Origin of the sequence: Bacterioplanes sanyensis (assembly GCF_014652515.1) — a bacterium.
GTDB lineage: Bacteria > Pseudomonadota > Gammaproteobacteria > Pseudomonadales > Oceanobacteraceae > Bacterioplanes > Bacterioplanes sanyensis.
Genome location: NZ_BMYY01000008.1, coordinates 152,640 through 172,103, shown reverse-complemented (window position 1 = coordinate 172,103; position 19,464 = coordinate 152,640). Strand labels below are relative to the sequence as shown.

Genomic DNA, 19,464 nt, shown 5'->3' with positions numbered 1-19,464 from the left:
GCATAAGTGGATGATACGCTCATCTACCCAAAAGTTACATTATTTTCCGCATGGACCACTAGGCTGATGTTCAGCTGCTGCAGAGCCGGAATGTTATTATGCCTAAACCCAGAAAACATCAGGTCTCCCTCGACGCCACGCCATATTATCACTGTGTATCGCGCTGTGTGCGGCGCGCTTTTCTATGTGGTACGGATCATTTGAGCGGCCAGTTCTACGAGCATCGAAGAGGCTGGCTGGAAGATAAGTTACTGGCCTTGCCGCAGGTATTTGCTATCGACGTGGCGGCCTATGCCATTATGAGCAACCACTATCATGCCGTGTTATTTATTGATGCTGAGCGTGCAAGCCACTGGAGCGATACTGAAGTCATCGAACGCTGGCACGTGCTATTTAGCGGCAATATGCTATCTCAGCGGTTTTTGAATGGCGATGTGCTTGGCGTGGCGGAGCAAAAGCGACTCCAAATTTATGTGGAAGAATGGCGCTCACGCTTGTCGAGTATTAGCTGGTTTATGCGAGTTCTGAATGAAGCCATTGCGCGAGAAGCTAATCAAGAAGATCAGTGCTCAGGCCGTTTATCATTTCGCTCATCCTTGAGCTCCACCCTGCGGGCGGCGTAGCCGTGTCAATATTTCCCGAATATTGATGGGAGGGCCGGTTTAAGTCTCAGGCGCTGCTGGATGATGCCGCACTGGCTGCGTGCATGGCCTACGTCGATCTTAATCCGGTTCGAGCAAATATGGCCGCTACGCCAGAAAAATCTTCTCACACTTCTGTTCAGCGTCGGATCAAAAAAGCCAAATCCAGCAGGCAGTCAAACCACCCTAGCCAACAAACCAAAGATTTATTGCCTTTTGTTGGCAATCCCCGACAAAACATTCCGCTAGGCATTCAAATGAAACTTACGGATTATCTCGAACTGGTTGATTGGACAGGGCGAATCATTCGCCATGATAAACGTGGTGCCATTGCTCAAAATACCGCCGCTATTCTCGATCGCTTAGGCATTGATGACCAGCAATGGTTAGCCATGGCCGAACATTTTGAAGACTGTTTTCAACACCTTCGCCGGCGGTGAAGAAAAACTACGCCTAGCCTGTGAAGCACTAAATTATCAGCGTCCTCCGGGACTCAGTCGATGTCGTTCATTACTCGACCGATCAGCCTGACAATACCTCCTTCCTAGTTATTCACCATTATCAGAGATAATTTGAGGATAACTTGCGTGCCAGACTGACTACTAAGGCATAGAAACTCGTAAAATTTCTTTAGTTAAGGCCACTCTTTCCGAAAAACCATGCTGCCGGTAACGGTTCAACCGGCAATGCTCACCATATCTGAAAGCTGTTGCTAGGGTGGATGTGTAATATTCTCGCTTTGATCAGAGCAAAAACCAACGTTTTCGCTGGACATGCACACCCGATGGTAAGCTAGCGGATAACCAAATTGAGCGGCTACTGCCGGCTATCCAGCAGAGTCCTAGTTATTTAACTGGCAGCGACATTTGCACGATGCCATTATCTTCGCCCACTTCTTCAAATCCGATGCGATGGTACATATGGCGTGCCGGGTTGTTGGCGAACACGCCACAGGTAATGAACTGTACGCCCAGCACTTGCGCTTGTTTCCGGTACCAGCTTAGAAAGCGGCCACCGAGATTTCTGTTTTGAAACTCGGGTGCTATTTGTAAAGTATGAATGTGCAGGCGGTGATCGGCATACTGATAAAAAGAAAATCCTTTTAATGTGCCATTTTTCTCTAAAACGATGCCACACTGAGCCAGAAAATGCTTGCGAATCGGTTCTCATGCCAAGGCTCGTTTCTGCTGATGTAGTAGGGTTCCATGTTGCTTTTCATTAAAGCAAAAACGGGCTCTATCAATTCATCGGTTAACGCTTTGATCAAAAAAAATCCTCGATAGTTTTATCGGTGTGAGTCGGTGCTTGCTTTCAAGAACGCGTGTTCAACGTCATACTGGTCTCAGCGACGGCTTCACCATCAATGCGGTAGCAGTCGTTGACCTCGCCTACGATCTCAAAGCCGGCTTTGAGATACAGATTTTTGGCGGGTATATTATTTGACAGTACATTTAAATCAAGCCAGTCGACGTTATCTTGTTGCTGACAAAAATTGATCACATGCTGTACCAAACGCATACCCAAGCCTTGTTGGCGAGCATTGCTATCAACACCCATACCTAGCAGTAAGCGGTGAGATTTGTACGCCTCGCTGTAGTGGCGAAGGTCAATATGGCCTAAGATTTTGTCGTTTTCACTCCATGCTAACCACAGCTTACGCCAGCCAGACTGGCCCAACTGATAATTAAATCCTTTGATAAACCTTTTTTTAATTGAATCAGATACATAGCAGTGTTCTCTAGCTAGTGGCTGAAATAGCGGATGAATATTTTCAGCTAGCTGACGATTTAGGTAGCCAAAAAACTTTGTTAACTGTTCAGGATTTGCTTCATTGATGATCACTTTATTATTCCGCATAAGCTTTTACGATTTTTATTCTTTAGGCATGAGCCTCCCAAGTTAGAAGACAATGCTAATCTACAGGGCCTGCTGCAAAACCCAGGTCAATCCTCGTGAGAAGGACTGGCGGGCTTCTCGCCAGCGCTCGGGTTGTGACTCTTCCGCTAAAGCCACACCATGTACATAGTCAACGATTAAGTGTACCACTGTTGTCAATTTCTCGTTGGGAAAGTGTCCAGCTAACATCTCGTCGAGCTGCTGGCAGAAGTATTGCGCAGGTCCATTTGACTCCATTGTTAACAGTATGTGCAGCAATCCTGGATAGCGTTGCAGTAAATCCAGATATTGCTCGCAGAAGCTTTGCACTGGCAGTGGCCAACGTCCTTTCTTAGTGATTTCTAAAGAGCCTACCAACTCGATGCACAGTGCCTCCAGTAGCGCCTGCTTGTTGGAAAAGTAGTAGTAGATGGCCATTGGGTCACAGCCCAACTCAGCGCCAAGCTGGCGAATGCTTGGCATTTTCCCATGAATCAGAAAGTAGTCTTGGGTGGCCTTAAGAATATCGTTGCGGCTAAGCTTGGTTGTCATGGCGCCTCCTATTGTGTCAGCATTCTACACTGTAGAATCTATAATGGAAAGAATGATGAAGTGCTCTGTATTTATCGCCATCAGTTTAGATGGCTACATTGCCGATTCAGAGGGTGGTATTGATTGGCTTGCCAGTGCCCACTTAAAAGGCGAAGACTATGGCTATCAAGCGTTTGTGGATGCAACAGATGTGCTGATTATGGGACGTAAAACCTTTGAAAAAGTCATGAGCTTTCCGCAGTGGCCCTATGGTGACAAGCCCGTTGTGGTGGTGAGCCGCGCTATGGCACAGCTGCCTGAAACAACACCATCGTCGGTGCAGCTCACCCATGGTGAACCGCATGAGTTAATCGCCAAGTTGCAGCAGCGTGGGTTTGAGCATGCTTATATTGACGGTGGCCAACTGATTCAAAGCTTTCTGGCCCAGGGCCTTATCCATTCCATGACGCTGACAACTTTGCCTGTGACTTTGGGGGCTGGCATTCCTTTGTTTCAAGCTACCGGCAAGGCTCAGCTGCAGACTTGGCAGTTGCAGGGGCAGCAAGCGTTCAAAAATGGAGTAGTACAGAGTGTTTACCAGATAAGAGCATGACCACTATTTGCTGGTCAGGCTTTTCCTGAAATCTAGTTAATATGATGTCGATGTATGTATGCGGATCCGGGCGGTGTAGCACGGACCGATCTTGGAACATAATTTAAAAATTATTCGGTTTAATCTGGTCGAGGAAAGCCATGCGATAGTTTTTAATCAGGTGGTGGCGCTGAAATCTTAGAAATTGATTTATATCTACGGCTCGAAAATACATTCTGATAAGCCTTCTGGATGTAGTACGAAAACTAGAAAGATATCTGACACAACGATATTTTTTTACAGCTGGTTGTGTGAGTACTCAAATCATCTGACCTTGCAGGCATTTGCGGGAGGAAGGCACCGCCAGAGCAGTGCTCTGGCGGTAGGGGCTATTGTGCTGCCGGCATAAAGCTTTGCGTTGAATATTCATCCGCAGCAGGCTTGCTTAGTGTGCCTTTGGTGCGTACGTAGTCAACAAAGGACTGGGCATAATCGAGATAGGTATCCACAACTCGCCCATCGTTACTGACGCTGCCAAAAGTAACATAGCCATCGCGGCCCGCGGCGGTAAAGCTGTTGCTCACCACTTGCAAGGAATCGGTATCTTGCAAGGCACGCCACTCACCGGCACCGCGCGGATTGACCTCAATGTCGTATAAGCGGCTGCCGGCAGCGCGGTTCATATCCACCTTCCAGCGCAGGCCTGCGGCATACGGGTAAGCTCCGCTGGAGCCATTGGGGTTATGGGCAAAGTCGACGGCTTCATTTAATACCGTACGAATTTCTGCCCCCGTCATGGTCAGATTCACCAAGGTGTTGGCAAACGGAAGCACGGTGTAAGCATCACCGATGGTGATATTACCGGCAGGCACATCTACGCGCACGCCACCGGCGTTTTGAATGGCAACGTCGGCTTCTTTGCTTTGATACAAAAATGCTTGCGCGACCAGGTTGGCGATATCACCACCGCGTTGCGCTGTGCTGCTTGCCGGGCAATCCGGCAAGGTGCTGCGCCCTTGGCCAGGAATACGCTCTAAGCACAGGTTTTCCGTGGCTGTGCCAATTACCTCGTTGCGGAAATCATCGAGCTGAGCGGTGTAAGTATCGAGCTTGGCTTGCACGCTGGCATCGGGTGTCACCAGGCTTAATTGCGGAGCGGCATCAATGGCTGCTTGAATAGCGGCCAACTCGTCTCCAGTTGGAGTGTATTCTTCTTCGGCTTCGTTTTCCCGCACAATCGGCGTACCCAATAATAAATGCGGTGTGCCCGAGCAGGCGGTGACTTTACCATCGGCATCAAAGTCGATTTTCAGCTCGCCGACAATTTGTGAATATTGCCACGCCTGCACGACGCACGCGGTATCGCCATCCGCGTTGGTAACCTGCGTTGGGTAGTCGCCGGCACTGGTCAGGCCATAGCTGGAAAAATCACCCAATAATGTGTGTGAATCACCACCGACAATGACATCCACACCACGCAGGCTTTGCGCCAGGTTCACTTCATTGGCGTATTGGTAGTGGCTCAGCACAACAATCTTGTTCACCCCTTGCTGTTGCAGCTCATCGATGGTGGCCTGCGCGGTGGCTTTTTCGTCCAGAAACTCTGTGGTTGCCAGCGGGCTGGAGCTGCTTTTGGTTTTATTGGCGATATCAATACCAATAATACCAACCTGTTGGCCATCGACTTCTTTAATGACGTAAGGTTGGATGTAGTCCGTTGCGGTTTGCGGCGCCAACGGTGTGCCAACAGCGGGTTTAACATTGGCAGCCAGCACCGGGGTATTGCAGCTGCCTTGATTTAACTCATCGAGAAACAGTTTTAACCCTTCATCGCCACGGTCGAACTCATGGTTGCCTAAAGCAAAGGCATCAAAGCACACTAGGTTCATTAACTCCGCGTCGGCTTTGCCTTCAAAAGAGGTGAAATACAGAGTGCCGGTGATGGCATCACCGGCATGCAATTTCAGCACGTTATCCAGCGCTTGTGCGCGTTCGTTGATTTTAGCGGCGACACGGGGAAAGCCGCCGCTAGCAAATTCAGTCGCTTGGCCGGCGATGGTGAGCGTTTGGTCGTCCGGTTCTAGATGCGAGTGGTGGTCATTAATGTGAAGGATATTGAGCGTCATTGCCTCGCCGGTCGTGGGCGCAGTGCCAGAGTCGTTATCGTCGTCATCATCCGAGCCGCAGCCACCCAGTGTGAGCAGTGGTAGCATCATCAGCCATAATTGCTTGCGTGTTGTTGTGGGCATTGTCGTTCGCTTCCTTGATATCGGCATTGAAATGCCGCGATGGTAGCGGGAGGCCCGTGACATTTATATGACGAATGACGGTATTGTCGTGGTTATTTGGTGGTGTTCAGACCAAAAGCGCCAGCTGTGTAGGTGTGTAGCTTGTTTGCGGTTAATCCTGGCTCACTTTTAACCGGCTCAGAGCCAATTGTGCGCCATCAACCAGAGTAAAAAAACCGTCTTGCTGAGAAAGTTGAACATCAATCCAGACGGTCACAAAGCGTTCTGTCGCTGGAAATGATTGCAACTTAGGCACTACTCGAATGGCGACGTTATGCGCTCGATGCTGCCCGAGGGCACCTCTGAATAATTCGGTGCCCGCTCTGGGTCGCCAGAGGGCTTCAGATCACGAAGCCGGTTTGCCGCTCTAGCAAGGCTACAGCAAAAATCGGCGACACCGAGCTGGAGTTCTCTGACGCTCCCCGCAAGGCGCGGGCGGCAGGCCTCCATAACGTCGTTGGCGATGTTGAAAAGGGCTAGCCATTTCCTGCCATCACCGCCTTGTTCTGAACGCCTGCTGCACTCGCGCAGAGCTGTGCAGAATTATTCAGAGGTGCCCTAAATAGCCCTGCAATGCGGAAAAGTCGCCATGCGAATCTGGGTGCAGCTGCAGTGTGTAAACGCTAACTTCCTGATCATCAGCAAAAAAGCCTCTATCCATAGTGGACGCAGCAGTGCTTACCTGCTGCAGATTAAATCGCCCTTGATGCTCACTGTGCTGTGATGACAGCTCAAACCCAAGCCAGCTGTGCTCTATGTTTAGCTCAAAGCCTTGCGGCACAGTGATTTTTACCTGAATTTCATCCGCACTCAGCGCATTAAAATCTTGCCAGTCAAAGGTGCTGAGCTTGGCCATGGTCGCAAGGGGAACAGAAGTACAGCCTGCCACTGCGAGCAGTAAACACAACAACAAGGGCACCTCTGAATAATTCGGTGCTTGCTCTGGATCGCCAGAGGGCTTCAGATCACGAAGCCGGTTTGCCGCTCTAGCAAGGCTACAGCAAAAATCGGCGCCACCGAACTGGAGTTCTCTGGCGTTCCCCGTAGGGCGCAGGCGGCAGGCCTCCATAACTTCGTTGGCGATGTTGAAAAGGACTGGCCATTTCCTGCCATCACCGCCTTGTTCTGAAAGCCTGACGCACTCGCGCAGAGCTGTGCAGAATTATTCAGAGGTGCCCAAAGTTTTTAGCATTAATTCTCTGCTACAAAGTCGTGAGACTTGAGAGTAGGGTCAGTGCGGCGTCAAAGGCAAGCTATAACGTTATCCTTCTGTCCGATCAATAAAACTCGCCAGTGTGCCAGTACTTTTGCGGAATGCTGTGGTAGATGCTAGCGAATGCATCATTATTCAGCTCGATCATTTGGCGTTGGTCCAACTGGTATTGCTGTTGTGCTTGGCGCACGAGCGGGTGTGAATAGAGAAACTGAACATAGCTGCCATCTGCATAGCCTTTATTAAAACCTTCCTTTAACGCTTGTTGTAATTCGAGGTTGTCTGGATGAACAAAAAAGAACACCGCGGATGGGTAGCGCAGCAGTATGTTCGGCTCCACCCTCAGGTTATTCATGGCTGGCCGATCCGCCAGCTCACCATAAACCTCCAGCACACCCCGAGCAAAAAATCCGCGATGACCATTATTGACGGCAGCAAATATTTCATCGTAAATGCGCTCATAAACGGGAATGTGATTGGCGCTAAAGAGCGCCACTTCTGGCCAGCCAAACCCTAATAAGGCTGGGTTCTGTTGCAGGGCAGCCAGTGTTTTGATGCCCTGATAACGCGGCAGGGCCTGAGCGTTCACCACCAGTAAGCGATGGCCGATTAAGCCCCGTGTGATGGGAATGCGAATGGCGGTCAACTGTTGCTCTAAAGCAGCCGTGTGGCCGGCATACATGACATCGATTTCTTTCTTTCGCAGCATAATGACTTTGCGCTGCTGGGTAGATGTTGGATGGTCAGTATGAATGAGTTGGTATTCCTTGCCAGATTTATCCAGCAACCAGACCAATGCATCCATATAGATATTGCTCTTGCGGCTATCACTGATGCGAACTTCCAGCTGTGCGTGTGTCGCCATTGGTAACAAAAGCAATAAGCACAGCCAGAGTTTAATGGGCATGATGATACCTATAGCTTGATGCGGGTTATCGCGTTAAACCGTGTTGGACATAGAATAGAGCATGGCATACTGGGCCGCGGTAAAAATGTCAGAACTGTACTGAGGGCAACCCCAGTGTCTGCAACCCAGGTGTTTGCAACAAGGCACCGCTTGGCTTTAACAACACGGATACGACCATGATGGAACTAAGGCGATTCCTGCTGATTATGACGCTGCTGATGACTGGCTGCACCGACTCGGACTGGTACAAACAGCAAGTCGCTAAGCAAAAACAGGCGCAAGACCCTTACGCTGACTTGCCTAACGACCCTCCCGCGGAAGGCCGTTGCGTAGGCTGGCAGCGCAGCCTGGCGCACGGTGCTCAGCTGTTTGATGTGGAGCATTGTTTATACCAATTGGCGCAAACCGATCGCGCTAAGGCGGTGCAAGATGCGCGTACACTCAGTCAGTGGCACATTGTTTCGCGTCCTGGTTCAGAGCTGAAAACCGTCATTGCGGCGCTGACGCTCTTCCCTGAGCCTGGCAGCTTAGAATCATACTTGCGTGAGCTGGCGTTACTGCCTAACTCACCCGATGAATACAGCAGACTAGACACCGCCATCACCGCCTCGGATTACCTGCGCGAGCTGGGTAATCATTATTGGTTTGATGCCGAAACCGGCGTTTACCCCAATCAGCACCACTACTTGATGGACAGCATTGTCGCTACAACAGATTTAGCCGCAACGGAGTTTAGCGAAACCCCGCCTGGGTCGGATGCCTCCTACGACGTACCTTATCAACTTGAAGCCAAGGTTAACGGTAAAACCTACCAGCAACAGGCACGCAACTTGGGCGACTGGTACGACTTGGAGGCGGTGCTCACCTTGCTGAATCAAATCGCCGTTGACCAAGATAGCCAATATCGCTTCGTGCTTCTGCCCATGGGGGATCAAACGGCGATCGTCTGGGCGGCCGATGCTGATGCTTTAAATACGTTGCTGGCCAAGCAGCTTATTGAGCTGAGCCCGGCAGAGTTGTCGCTGGCCACCGGCAAAGCGTTTGAGCAAGCCGTAGAGTCGCAGTATGGCGCTGTAGAATAAGTGTAAGGATGAAAACACAGAATGACTGACTATAACTTTCCAGACATCGACACATCGCATTGGCACCTCGACGATAAAGCTTGGCAGGCCGAGCGCAAAGCCCACTGGCCCGTGATCGAGCGCATGTGCGCTTGGCATAAATCGAAAAAGGGCCTAACCGCGATCAAACAATACTATTTAAAAGGCAAGCTGCCAGACTGGGAGAAAATGGCAGACTGGGGGGATATGGGGCGCCATGTCGATTTGTTTATGTTTTTATGGTTGCACCCCTCCTGGCAGCCAGAGCTGCTGCAAACCTTATATGACCAATATATGGCCTCCGATAAAGTCAAGTATCTCGATGTTGCTCAAGGGTTCAGTACCTTGATTCATATAGCAACGATCGATGCGTGTTGCGAGCACTCAGAAGAAAGTGAATCCCATGTGATACAAACCGACGGCCATAACGAACTGCTGTTTGAGATTATGATGGGTAACTGGCAACAACGCGAATACCCGTTGGCACGGCCTTGTGATCTTGGTAGTCAAATGGTATTTCAGTTTCCACAAGCCGACTTGTTTAGTTCGACGAATGTCATGAGTAGATGGCTGCGCATAGCAAACATGCGGCCCATCAATAACGATATGTTGTACCAGTACGATAAGCCCCTAGAGTGGTGGTATCAGAGCGTAAGCGCCCATCAGGAAGACTACTTTGCAGGCAAATCAACGCAACAAGAAATCGTGCTGAAAGCACTGTGGCGCATTCATCACTTTGATATCGACCGTGAGGGCGATAGCCCACGCACACGTTTTTTGTTGAAAATGCGTGCCATGCTAGATGAGCGACCGTTTATTGCTGATTTTTCGGAGATGTGGCAGGCGGTTAAAGCAGGTAAGGTCGAGCTTGAAAACCCTTGGGAGTTATAGGGCCTGTTAAGGAGGGCGCCTCTAAATAATGCTGTACGGCTCTGCGCGAGTGCGCAGAGCTATCAGAGGCTGCTTAGACAGGCGTTAACTGCCCTCGCTTGTAAAGGTGGCGCTGACATGCCCGTCAGCGCTGCTGTGATATTCGACTGTCCAAAAGTCGCTGCCACCCATCGCTTGGATTGATTGGGCTTCCATGGCAATTAACAAAAGCACCAGGGCAGCACAGACATCGTCGGCATCGTGGTCAGATCCTTCCAGTTTTATTTTGCCTTTTTTACCTCCGCCAGTGACCTTGAAACTGGCATCGCAATGGCTGTCTTCGTAGGTGTCGATATACATCTTGACCAGCCGACTCTGTTGATGATAACTGGAATGTGGTGAGGTGAGTGCAGGGATAAGCGCCTGTGCCGCTTCCAGTTGATGTTGCTGCAAAATGGCTTCGGCCTCGTCTTCTTCGTACAGCTCTAAATGCTCTAAAACTTCAGAAAACGCTTCCATATGCTCCGGGGTTGGCATCTTGAAAGAGACCGAAAAAGAAAACTCTTCAGACATGGGCAGATCCTTGCTATTAAGTGATGTAACGCTGTTGCTGACTTATGTTAACAGGTAAAAGGCAATACCGATATTTTTAGGCACCTCTGAATAATTCTGCACAGCTCTGTGCGAATGCAGCAGGCGTTCAGAACAAGGCGGTGATGGCAGTTAATGACCAGCCCTTTTCAACATCGCCAACGATGTTATGGACGCCTGTCGCCCACGCCCAGCGGGGAATGCCATAGAGCTCCAGCTCGGTGTTGCCACTTGCTAGAGCGGCAAACCGCCTTCGTAATCTGAAGCCCTCTGGCGATCCAGAGCAGGCACCGAGTTACCTGGAGGTGCCTTACCGCGTCAGTGGCCAAAACAGCATCAATAAACTCAAGGTCACGGTAGCAATAAACAGGTTCATCGGAACACCGACCTTTAAAAAATCGGCAAAGCGATAACCGCCCGGGCCGTAGACCATTAAGTTAGTTTGATAACCCAACGGCGTGGCGAAGCTGGCGGAGGCGGCCATCATAATGGCGAACACAAACGGCTCATGTGCCAAGCCTGCTTGGTCGGTCATTTCTAACACGATGGGCAACATCAGCACGGCGGAGGCATTGTTGGTGATGGTCTCGGTTAATAGCGACACTGCAATGTAAGTTAGAATCAGCATCAACCAAGGCGTGGCGCCGCTTACATCAATAATGCCATGGGCCAGCAGCTCGGCCACGCCGGTTTGCTGCAGTGCCGTACCCAAGGCAAAAGAAGCGGCAATGGTAATCAGCACGGTTAAATCCAAGCTGCGCTCGGCCTGATTAACGCTGCAGCAGCCGGTAAAAATCATCAGCCCTGCCGCAATTAATGCGGCATTTAGCATCGACAGCACACCCACGGCGGCCAAGCCAACGGCTACAAGTAAAATACCCCAGGATAAATACGCGCGTTCATGGCGCGGTGCTTCGGCGTTAAGGTCGTTGACCAATAAAAAATCTTTGTTGTAGCGCTGGCGGGTAACAAATGCTGGGCGGGCTTCCAGCAATAAGGTATCACCGGCTTTGAGGCGAATATTGCCCAAGTTACCGGTGACGCGCTCGCCGTTTCTGGCCACAGCCAGTACAACGGCACCATAGCGCTCACGAAACTTCGCATCACGAATATTTTTACCCAAGGCGGCACAATGTGGCGATACCACGGCTTCTACCAAGCGGCGCTCGGCGCGGTAACGGTTTAGTGTGGCCGAATGGCCATTTTCGGGCGAGGGCAAAATGCCATTAATGCGCAGCAAATCAGAAATGGCTTGGGTATCGCCAGCAAATACCAAGCGATCGCCCGCTTGCAGCACTTCCTCCGAGGGCACCGCCGTCACCAAAGTACCGCCTTGGCGCTCCACTTCGGCCAAATACACGCGCTCTAAATGGCGCAAACCAGCTTGGGCCACGGTTTTACCAACCAGTGGACCGTGGGGGTCGACGGTGACTTCTAAGGTAAATTCGCGCAAATTACCGAAGGCTTGCTGCTCGCCCCGATCGGGCAGCCAGCGCGGAAACCACCACCAAATAAACGCCATGCCGAGCACAGCCACCGGCGCGCCAATTAAGGTAATGGAGAATAACGCAAAGCCATCATCGCCGGTGAGCTGCTGGTACTGACCATTCACCACCAAATTGGTGCTGGTGCCAACCAGCGTCAGGCTACCGCCCAAAATGGCGGTGTAACTGAGGGGAATCATCAATTTGGACGGCGCGATGCGAATCTTGCGGCACCAAGCATGAATAGCAGGGATCATGGTCGCCACCACCGGCGTGTTATTGAGCAAGCCGCTCAGCAGCAACACAGGCGCAAACAACCGACTGTAAGCAGAGCGCACAGAGCGAGGGTGGCCCAACAGCTTGTTTACCAGCAAGTCGATACCACCGGAGCCATGAATGCCTGCCGCCACCACAAACATCGCCGCCACTGTGATCAAGCCGCTGTTAGCGAACCCGGCTAACGCCTGCTCGGCCGTCAGGATGCCACTGGCACTCAGCAGCGTCAGCACCGCCATCATCACCATATGCGGGGCAATCCGCGTTAGGCTCAGGGTGACCACCGCGCCCACCGCTAATGCCAGAGCAAACCAGCCTTGCCAGTCCATTCAGGTTCTCACTCAACGCAAAAGTAGATATGGTAGGGGATTCCGCTTAGAAGCAGTAAGAATCAAAATTTATAGTTTGATACGCTTGCGATATAAGCAGAGCAAGGTCTTCTCTCTTGGCAGCAACAGCCCGAAAAAAGGAATGCAGATGTTGAAGTTCGACGTTGACAATCACCGTTTTAATTACACATAGACCACACGCGCTCACCCGAGATTCGGCCTGTGTCGATAATGGCCTGGGTCCACTCATCTTGATTGGTAAAGGCACCGGAGGTGCGCGTACCCAATGCCGATACGCAGGTGCCGGTTAAGGTGGCGTAATCAATCACCTGTTGCGGCTTTTCGCGGCTGGCTAACGTTAAGGTATCGGCCAATACCATGCGGCCTTCGGCATCGGTATCGACAATTTCAATGCTGGTGCGATTGAGTACGGTAACAATTCGGCTGCGTTACCCAGAGCCCTCTGGTGACCTAGAGAAGGCACCGAATAATTCAGAGGTATCCCAACCAAAATAGTGAACTGGTTAGCATTACATGTTTTCTGTTTGTGCTTTGATCAGTTTGTATTCTTACGTTGTATTGATTCTGACATTGTAACGAAAAGGGGCTAGCTATTTTTTCTGTTCCCACTGTGTTAGGTCAGGAAAAATAGTTTAATTTTAGCCTATCCATGAACTTCGTAGTCGGGTCAAAATAGCACCCAGCAATAGAGCTAGGACACCTCTGAATAATTCTGCACAGCCCAGCGCGAGTGCAGCAAGCTTTCAGAACAAGGCGGTGATGGCAGAAAATGGCCAGTCCTTTTCAACATCGCTAACAATGTTATGAAGGCCTGCGGCCCGCGCCCTACGGGGAGCGCCAGAGAACTCCAGCTCTATGGCACCGTTTTTTGCTGTAGCCTTGCTAGAGCGGCAAACCGGCTTCTTGATCTGAAGCCCTCTGGCGATCCAGAGCGAGCACCGAATTATTCAGAGGTGCCCTAGGGAAGTATGGTTAAAGTGTTATAGATGTTGGTCAAAAGGTATAAACGAGACAGAAGTCACAATGATGATAAAATTTAAAAAATTTCCATGGCTGACCTTCTTGGGCTTTTTACTGAGCTCTTGTTACAGCTTTTCCTCCGAGCCAGTTCTGTTGAAAAAGTCGGATTTGCAATATGTTGGTGCTTTCCGTGTAAGTACCACTAACAATGGAGTTGGCCGTACAGGATTTTCAAAATCACGTATAGCCGTCAGCTCTGACACGAATACTTTTTTTATGGTAGGAAGACCATTTTCAACGATCGCTGAATTTAAAATACCTGAGATTGTCAACTCAAAGAAGATAGAAGATTTAGCCTTTACTGGTGCACCTGTTCAGGAGTTTGTTGACTGGAAAAGTAGAGTCAGTCACCAGACCGAGGATAACGACATTAGAGATGTGGGGCCAATAAGTTTGATAGATGGGAAGCTAGTGATGACGGTATATGATCCGTACGATGCTTCACATATCAAGGATGTTGATAATATGGTTATAGTTCATGATCCCTATAACCTTAAGACCAGCGAGGTGACAGGTTATTTTAATATTGAAGGCAATATGTTTGCAGCAGGCTGGCTATCTCCCATACCTATCAACTTGCGATCGGACTTGGGCGGAGACTATCTAACCGGTAGTGCACGTTTTGCCTCAATTAACTCAAGGTGGTCTCTTGGCCCAAGTGCTTATAGTTTTAATAAGTCGAATTTATTGAATGTAGCACCGGGTGGAGTGGTTCAGACCACTAAACTGCAGCGCTACCCCCTAAACAAAAGACTTTGGTGGCAACTACCAAATGCTAATAACTGGAACTATTCGGGTGGCCATAGATTTACTGATCCTAACTGTCCATCATGGAAAATCGATCACGACACACCCGCTAATTATAATTGGAAGCAGGAGTGCGTACTCGAGAACGACCTTTGGACTGAAGTGTCTCGTGCCTCTTATGGAACCATCATTCCTGGTAGTAAAACTTACTTGACATTGGGACGTATAGGAGGAGTAAGGAAAGGTCTTGCATATAAGATATTCCCAATCAATGGTGGGCCTCAGCCTAGCTCAGGCGAATATCCGTATGATGCTACAGACTGGGATAATTATATCTGGCTGTTTGATGTTCAGGATATGATTGATCACAAAAATGGCTTAACCGAGGAACATGATGCGATGCCTTATGAATATGGAAAGCTGGCATTGCCATTTGAGGATCTTGATGGCAACGGCCAACCTGCACTGATTGCTTCAGCCGACTATGACGAAAAAAACAATCGGCTTTATATTGTCCTTGGGCATGCTGATCCTCTCACCAACCATTATGAACCGACCCCGATAGTTTTGGTCTATGAGCTGCTGATTAATCGGCCTAAACCACCCATATTGCATATTAAACAGATTGAATAAAACGAGTTACTGAGAGCAGTCGCAACCCAAACTAAGCTGTGAATGACCTAGCTTGAGTATTTTTTGAACCTTTTAAAAAAGTGACAGGCTCATGATTCAGTTAATACTTGGAGCATGGCTGACCAATACTTCGTGATGGTAGTCATGCTTCTTTGTCTAAAGGCTTTTAACTAGTTATCACTCTGTACCCAAGTAGTTATTTTTGGAAATACAGATGAGGAGAAAATTGTGTCGAAAAAACGGCTATCACTGGTTTGTATGATTATTTTTTCAACGATGGCGCTATCAGCCTGTGGCGGTGGAGATGGTGATGGTCGAGCCCAAACACCCGTAGGCGACCAGGGCGACGGAAATGGCTCCGTCAGTGATGACAGCTCAGGTAGCGACGACAGCTCAGGTAGTGACGACAGCTCAGGTAGCGACGATAACTCAGGTAGTGACGACAACTCAGGTAGTGACGACAGCTCAGGTAGTGACGACAACTCAGGTAGCGACGACAACTCAGGTAGCGACGATAACTCAGGTAGCGACGATAACTCAGGTAGTGACGACAACTCAGGTAGCGACGACAGCTCAGGTAGCGGCGACAGCTCAGGTAGTGACGACAGCTCAGGTAGTGACGACAGCTCAGGTAGCGACAACAACTCAGGGAGCGACGACAACTCAGGTAGTGACGACAACTCAGGTAGTGACGACAACTCAGGTAGCGACGACAGCTCAGGGAGCGACGACAACTCAGGTAGCGACGACAACTCAGGTAGTGACGACAACTCAGGTAGTGACGACAACTCAGGTAGCGGCGACAATTCAGGTAGCGACGACAGCTCAGGTAGCGGCGACAGCTCAGGTAGCGGCGACAGCTCAGGTAGCGACGACAACTCAGGTAGCGACGACAACTCAGGTAGTGACGACAGCTCAAGCGGCGGCGATAACTCCGATAGTAGTAATCCTGTCTCTGGGGTGAATCTTTACTGGTCAGCTCCGGTTGAATACGTGGATGGCAAGCTGATGACTGCAGGGGACATAGGCGGTTTTGAGGTTCGTTATCGCCTTTTAGCTGGCGGAGTCTACAACTATAAGGTTTTTGATGCCTCTGTGAACCAACACTATCTTGAGCTCGATGCTCCAGCTGACCAATATCAAATAGAAATTGCCGTATTTGATGTGAAAGGTGTTTTTTCTGAGTTTATAACGGCAGAAGAAAAATAAATTACTGCCAGTATTGCGTAGCCAAGCTAGGAATGCGCCTGACAACTCCAGCTCGATTTTGCTGCCTTTGGCTAGAGCGACGAATCAACTTTGGAGTTCGATGATCTGTTGAGAGCCGACTCGGTCCTGCACCATCAAAACCGACCCCTCAAGGCCGGTTTTGATTAAGCAGTCAGGCCATCAACGCTGCAGCCACGCTTGGGTAAAGCGCACGCCAAAGCCGGTTTGCTCGGTAGCAACATGTGCCAAACCGCCTTTATGCTCGGCGGCAGATAAATCAATGTGCAGCCAAGGCGTATCGTGTTCGATAAAGCGGCTTAAAAAACGGGCAGCATTAATATGGTCCGGGGCACGGCCTGGGTTGCATTGCTGCACGTCGGCGATATCACTGTCGATGTCGTCGTCGTAGTCTTTATCTAATGGCATGGGCCATACGCGTTCACCAGAGATTCGGCCGGTGTCGATAATGGCCTGGGTCCACTCATCTTGATTGGTAAAGGCACCTGAAGTGCGGGTGCCCAATGCCGATACGCAGGTGCCGGTTAAGGTGGCGTAATCAATCACCTGTTGCGGCTTTTCGCGGCTGGCTAACGTTAAGGTATCGGCCAATACCATGCGGCCTTCGGCATCGGTATCGACAATTTCAATGCTGGTGCCATTGAGCGCGGTAACAATTTCGTTGGCGTGGTAGGCCTTGGGGCCAATATGGTTATTCACCAGCGCCAGCCAGCCGCGCAGGTTAATGGCTTGCTGTTGGCGCACAGCGCTGAGCAGTGTGCCCACCACCACGGCACTGCCGGTCATATCGCCGTGCATGCCAAACATATAGCCGCCGGTTTTCAGGTTGTAGCCGCCGGTGTCCATGCAGACGCCTTTGCCCACCAGAGCAGTATGTTGCTCGCTCTCAGGTTGGCCTGAGTAGCGCAGCTCAACAATGCTGGCTTCGCCGTCATCGGCGCCGCGTGCGACGGCACAAAAAGCGCCTGCGCCCATTTTCTCTAAGCTGGCGTAATCGTGCACGATGACTTCGATGCCCTGTTGCGGCGCCCACTCCAGCAGCCATTCACGATAGCTGGTGGGGTTAACGTCGCTGACTGGGCGGGTGGCTAAAAAGCGCGTTAATGCATTGCCTTCGGCTTCGGCCTGGCGCTGCTGAATTAATGAGCTGCTTAGCTCGCCTACCAATTCGATGCGGCTGATTTGCGGCTGCGGGTCGGCTTCACGCTTGTGCGTTGGTAGTTGATAAGTGTTTGCCAAGGCAGCGCTGAGCAGAGCGTCCAGGCCTTCAGCATCGTCGGCAATTAAGGTGAGGGTGGTATCGCTGTGGTGCCAGCTGCCCTGGATGGCTTTGCGGGCTTGGGTCAGGCGCTCGAAGGCATTAGCAGCATCTTTGCGTTTAACGAAGGTCCAGCTGTGGCCATCACTGAGGTGGCTGCAGCGATCGCGTTGGTTGCCTTGCAGAGCGGTCAACTGACTTTGTGCGCGCCATTCCAGCACACAGGTTTGCGGGTTGGCATCACTGACGCACACAACGTCAATGGGGCGATATTCAAAATTAAGCACGTTGGGTATTCCTACTAGCGTGAAAACCGCGTCATCATACGATATTCATACCCAGCGTGCCGAATCGCGCTAGTGCTCGCGACTAGTGGAAAAGTACAGGTCGTAAAAGGCTTTTTGTGCCTGTTGAAAGCACTGGTCGATGGCTTGCTCATCTTGGTGCTCTGCGCGGCAGCTCTCTAAGTCTTTGGCAGCACGTAGCTCATAAATGCGCTCGGCTATGCGGGCGTCATGCTCGGCTTCTTCTTCGCATTGTTCTTGCACATCCTCGTCGGCTTGGTCTTGCTGTTGCAGACAGCGCTGGCTGAGCTGGTCAGCGTAGGGTTGGGTTTCGATGTAAGTCATGGAGCTGCAGCCGCTGAGTAGCAACAATAGGGCTGGCAAAATCAGGTTTTTCATGGGACTCCGGAGCAGGTGATAACAACGGCGCACAGTGTATCGGATGCGCTGCGCTGGCACACCCTTTGGCGGGCAAGGCCAGGGTAAAGCGCAACGCTTTGTTCTTCAGGTATGCCTGCCGCGACCGTGATGCTTATGGCACCCTGTGCAGCCAATTTTTCGGCTCGTGACGACATTATGGCAAGCTTGGCAAATCTTCCTATTTCTCTGTTGGATCTGGCTTCTGTGCCTACGGGCATGGACATCCCTGCGACTTTGCAAAGGTTGCAACGCTACGCCCAACGCGCCGATGAGTTGAGCTTTAAACGTTTCTGGCTGGCCGAGCATCACAACATGGAGGGCATTGCCTCCAGTGCCACCGCGGTGTTGATTGGCCAGTTGGCAGCGCATACACACAATATTCTCATTGGCTCGGGTGGCATTATGTTGCCCAATCACCCACCGCTGGTGGTGGCCGAGCAGTTTGGCACCCTAGATGCCTTGTATCCGGGCCGCATCGATCTGGGTTTGGGGCGCGCACCGGGCACCGACCCTATTACCAGCCGTGCATTGCGTCGTGATGATATGCGTGCTGAACGCTTTCCCGAAGAAGTTGCCGAGCTGCAAGCCTTGCTCGGCCCAGAGCAAACCAAAAAACGCGTGAAGGCCTACCCTGGAGCCAACAGCCAAGTGGCAATGTGGTTGCTTGGTTCGAGCATGTTTAGCGCCCAGCTCGCCGCCGAGCGCGGCTTGCCTTACGCCTTTGCCGGGCACTTCGCACCGCGCTTGGCGCAGCAGGCGTTGGAGCTGTATCGCTCTCACTTCCAGCCATCGTCCTCGCTGGCAGAACCGTACGCCATCTTGTGTTTGCCGCTGGTATTGGCCGAGGACGATGCACAGGCGCGCTATTTGGCCACCAGCTCCCAGCAGCGGGTATTGGCCTTGATGCAAGGCCAGCCACTGTATTTACCGCCGCCAGTCGACAATATGGATGAACACTGGAGCGTGATGCAGCAGGCGCAGGTGCAGGATTTTCTGGCGTTATCCGTCGTTGGAGGGCCTGTAAGTGCGCGCTCCAAACTCGAGAGCTTGCTGGCGCAAATGCCGGTGGATGAGCTGATGTTCACCAATGATATTTATGATGAACAGCTTCGCTTACAGGCGTTAGATTTGGCCGCTGAATTAGTGTCTGGGTGAGT

General features: G+C 50.9%; 19 protein-coding genes. 8 read left to right on the top strand and 11 right to left on the bottom strand.

The window, feature by feature from the left end; genetic code table 11:
- Positions 1-98: 98 nt before the first annotated feature.
- On the top strand, positions 99-623 hold the full coding sequence (locus tag IE090_RS17860; protein ID WP_229815761.1) for a hypothetical protein: 525 nt from the start codon (positions 99-101) through the stop codon (positions 621-623).
- 83 nt (positions 624-706) lie between these two features.
- Positions 707-1,081 carry a hypothetical protein gene (locus IE090_RS17855; protein ID WP_229815760.1) on the top strand — a complete coding sequence of 125 codons (375 nt, stop codon included), beginning with the start codon at positions 707-709 and terminating at the stop codon, positions 1,079-1,081.
- A gap of 405 nt (positions 1,082-1,486) precedes the next feature.
- Here the strand turns inward: IE090_RS17855 and IE090_RS12750 are convergent, their stop codons facing one another.
- The 3 genes from IE090_RS12750 to IE090_RS12740 form a co-directional block, all read right to left on the bottom strand.
- Entirely contained in the window at positions 1,487-1,771 is a 285-nt protein-coding gene (locus IE090_RS12750; RefSeq protein WP_229815766.1) for a GNAT family N-acetyltransferase, read from the bottom strand.
- Positions 1,772-1,952: 181 nt separating this feature from the next.
- On the bottom strand, positions 1,953-2,483 hold the full coding sequence (locus IE090_RS12745) for a GNAT family N-acetyltransferase (protein WP_229815759.1): 531 nt from the start codon (positions 2,481-2,483) through the stop codon (positions 1,953-1,955).
- Between the two features lie 75 nt (positions 2,484-2,558).
- A complete protein-coding gene (locus IE090_RS12740; RefSeq protein ID WP_189388767.1) occupies positions 2,559-3,068 on the bottom strand; it encodes a TetR/AcrR family transcriptional regulator in 510 nt (169 codons plus the stop codon).
- Between the two features lie 55 nt (positions 3,069-3,123).
- Between IE090_RS12740 and IE090_RS12735 the strand changes: the two genes are divergently transcribed.
- Positions 3,124-3,660: a dihydrofolate reductase family protein gene (locus IE090_RS12735; protein WP_189388780.1), complete on the top strand. Its 537-nt coding sequence runs from the start codon at positions 3,124-3,126 to the stop codon at positions 3,658-3,660.
- A gap of 368 nt (positions 3,661-4,028) precedes the next feature.
- Here the strand turns inward: IE090_RS12735 and nadN are convergent, their stop codons facing one another.
- The 3 genes from nadN to IE090_RS12720 form a co-directional block, all read right to left on the bottom strand.
- Complete coding sequence (nadN, locus tag IE090_RS12730) at positions 4,029-5,888, bottom strand: NAD nucleotidase (RefSeq protein WP_189388766.1); 1,860 nt, start codon at positions 5,886-5,888, stop codon at positions 4,029-4,031.
- Positions 5,889-6,474: 586 nt separating this feature from the next.
- Positions 6,475-6,837: a hypothetical protein gene (locus IE090_RS12725; protein ID WP_229815758.1), complete on the bottom strand. Its 363-nt coding sequence runs from the start codon at positions 6,835-6,837 to the stop codon at positions 6,475-6,477.
- A gap of 367 nt (positions 6,838-7,204) precedes the next feature.
- Positions 7,205-8,047 (bottom strand): hypothetical protein, encoded by an 843-nt coding sequence (locus tag IE090_RS12720; RefSeq protein WP_189388764.1) that lies wholly within the window; start codon positions 8,045-8,047, stop codon positions 7,205-7,207.
- Positions 8,048-8,223: 176 nt separating this feature from the next.
- Here IE090_RS12720 and IE090_RS12715 point away from each other — a divergent pair, with 176 nt between their 5' ends.
- Both IE090_RS12715 and IE090_RS12710 read left to right on the top strand, forming a co-directional pair.
- The gene (locus tag IE090_RS12715; RefSeq protein ID WP_189388763.1) at positions 8,224-9,129 is read left to right on the top strand and encodes a hypothetical protein; all 906 of its coding nucleotides are present in this window, start codon (positions 8,224-8,226) and stop codon (positions 9,127-9,129) included.
- Positions 9,130-9,150: 21 nt separating this feature from the next.
- Positions 9,151-10,038, top strand: coding sequence for a hypothetical protein (locus IE090_RS12710; RefSeq protein ID WP_189388762.1), 888 nt, complete (start codon positions 9,151-9,153; stop codon positions 10,036-10,038).
- A gap of 84 nt (positions 10,039-10,122) precedes the next feature.
- Here the strand turns inward: IE090_RS12710 and IE090_RS12705 are convergent, their stop codons facing one another.
- From IE090_RS12705 to IE090_RS12695, 3 genes are all read right to left on the bottom strand, one after another.
- Entirely contained in the window at positions 10,123-10,590 is a 468-nt protein-coding gene (locus IE090_RS12705; protein WP_189388761.1) for a hypothetical protein, read from the bottom strand.
- Positions 10,591-10,918: 328 nt separating this feature from the next.
- Complete coding sequence (locus IE090_RS12700; RefSeq protein ID WP_189388760.1) at positions 10,919-12,697, bottom strand: SLC13 family permease; 1,779 nt, start codon at positions 12,695-12,697, stop codon at positions 10,919-10,921.
- Positions 12,698-12,876: 179 nt separating this feature from the next.
- Positions 12,877-13,077 (bottom strand): M17 family metallopeptidase, encoded by a 201-nt coding sequence (locus IE090_RS12695; protein WP_229815757.1) that lies wholly within the window; start codon positions 13,075-13,077, stop codon positions 12,877-12,879.
- A gap of 664 nt (positions 13,078-13,741) precedes the next feature.
- Between IE090_RS12695 and IE090_RS12690 the strand changes: the two genes are divergently transcribed.
- A complete protein-coding gene (locus IE090_RS12690) occupies positions 13,742-15,118 on the top strand; it encodes a hypothetical protein (protein ID WP_189388759.1) in 1,377 nt (458 codons plus the stop codon).
- A 228-nt stretch (positions 15,119-15,346) separates the two neighbouring features.
- Positions 15,347-16,327 (top strand): hypothetical protein, encoded by a 981-nt coding sequence (locus IE090_RS12685; RefSeq protein WP_189388758.1) that lies wholly within the window; start codon positions 15,347-15,349, stop codon positions 16,325-16,327.
- A gap of 180 nt (positions 16,328-16,507) precedes the next feature.
- Here the strand turns inward: IE090_RS12685 and IE090_RS12680 are convergent, their stop codons facing one another.
- Positions 16,508-17,890 (bottom strand): M17 family metallopeptidase, encoded by a 1,383-nt coding sequence (locus IE090_RS12680; protein ID WP_229815756.1) that lies wholly within the window; start codon positions 17,888-17,890, stop codon positions 16,508-16,510.
- Positions 17,891-17,959: 69 nt separating this feature from the next.
- A complete protein-coding gene (locus IE090_RS12675) occupies positions 17,960-18,286 on the bottom strand; it encodes a hypothetical protein (protein ID WP_189388757.1) in 327 nt (108 codons plus the stop codon).
- Between the two features lie 177 nt (positions 18,287-18,463).
- Between IE090_RS12675 and IE090_RS12670 the strand changes: the two genes are divergently transcribed.
- Complete coding sequence (locus IE090_RS12670; RefSeq protein ID WP_189388756.1) at positions 18,464-19,462, top strand: LLM class flavin-dependent oxidoreductase; 999 nt, start codon at positions 18,464-18,466, stop codon at positions 19,460-19,462.
- The last annotated feature ends 2 nt before the right edge of the window (positions 19,463-19,464 follow it).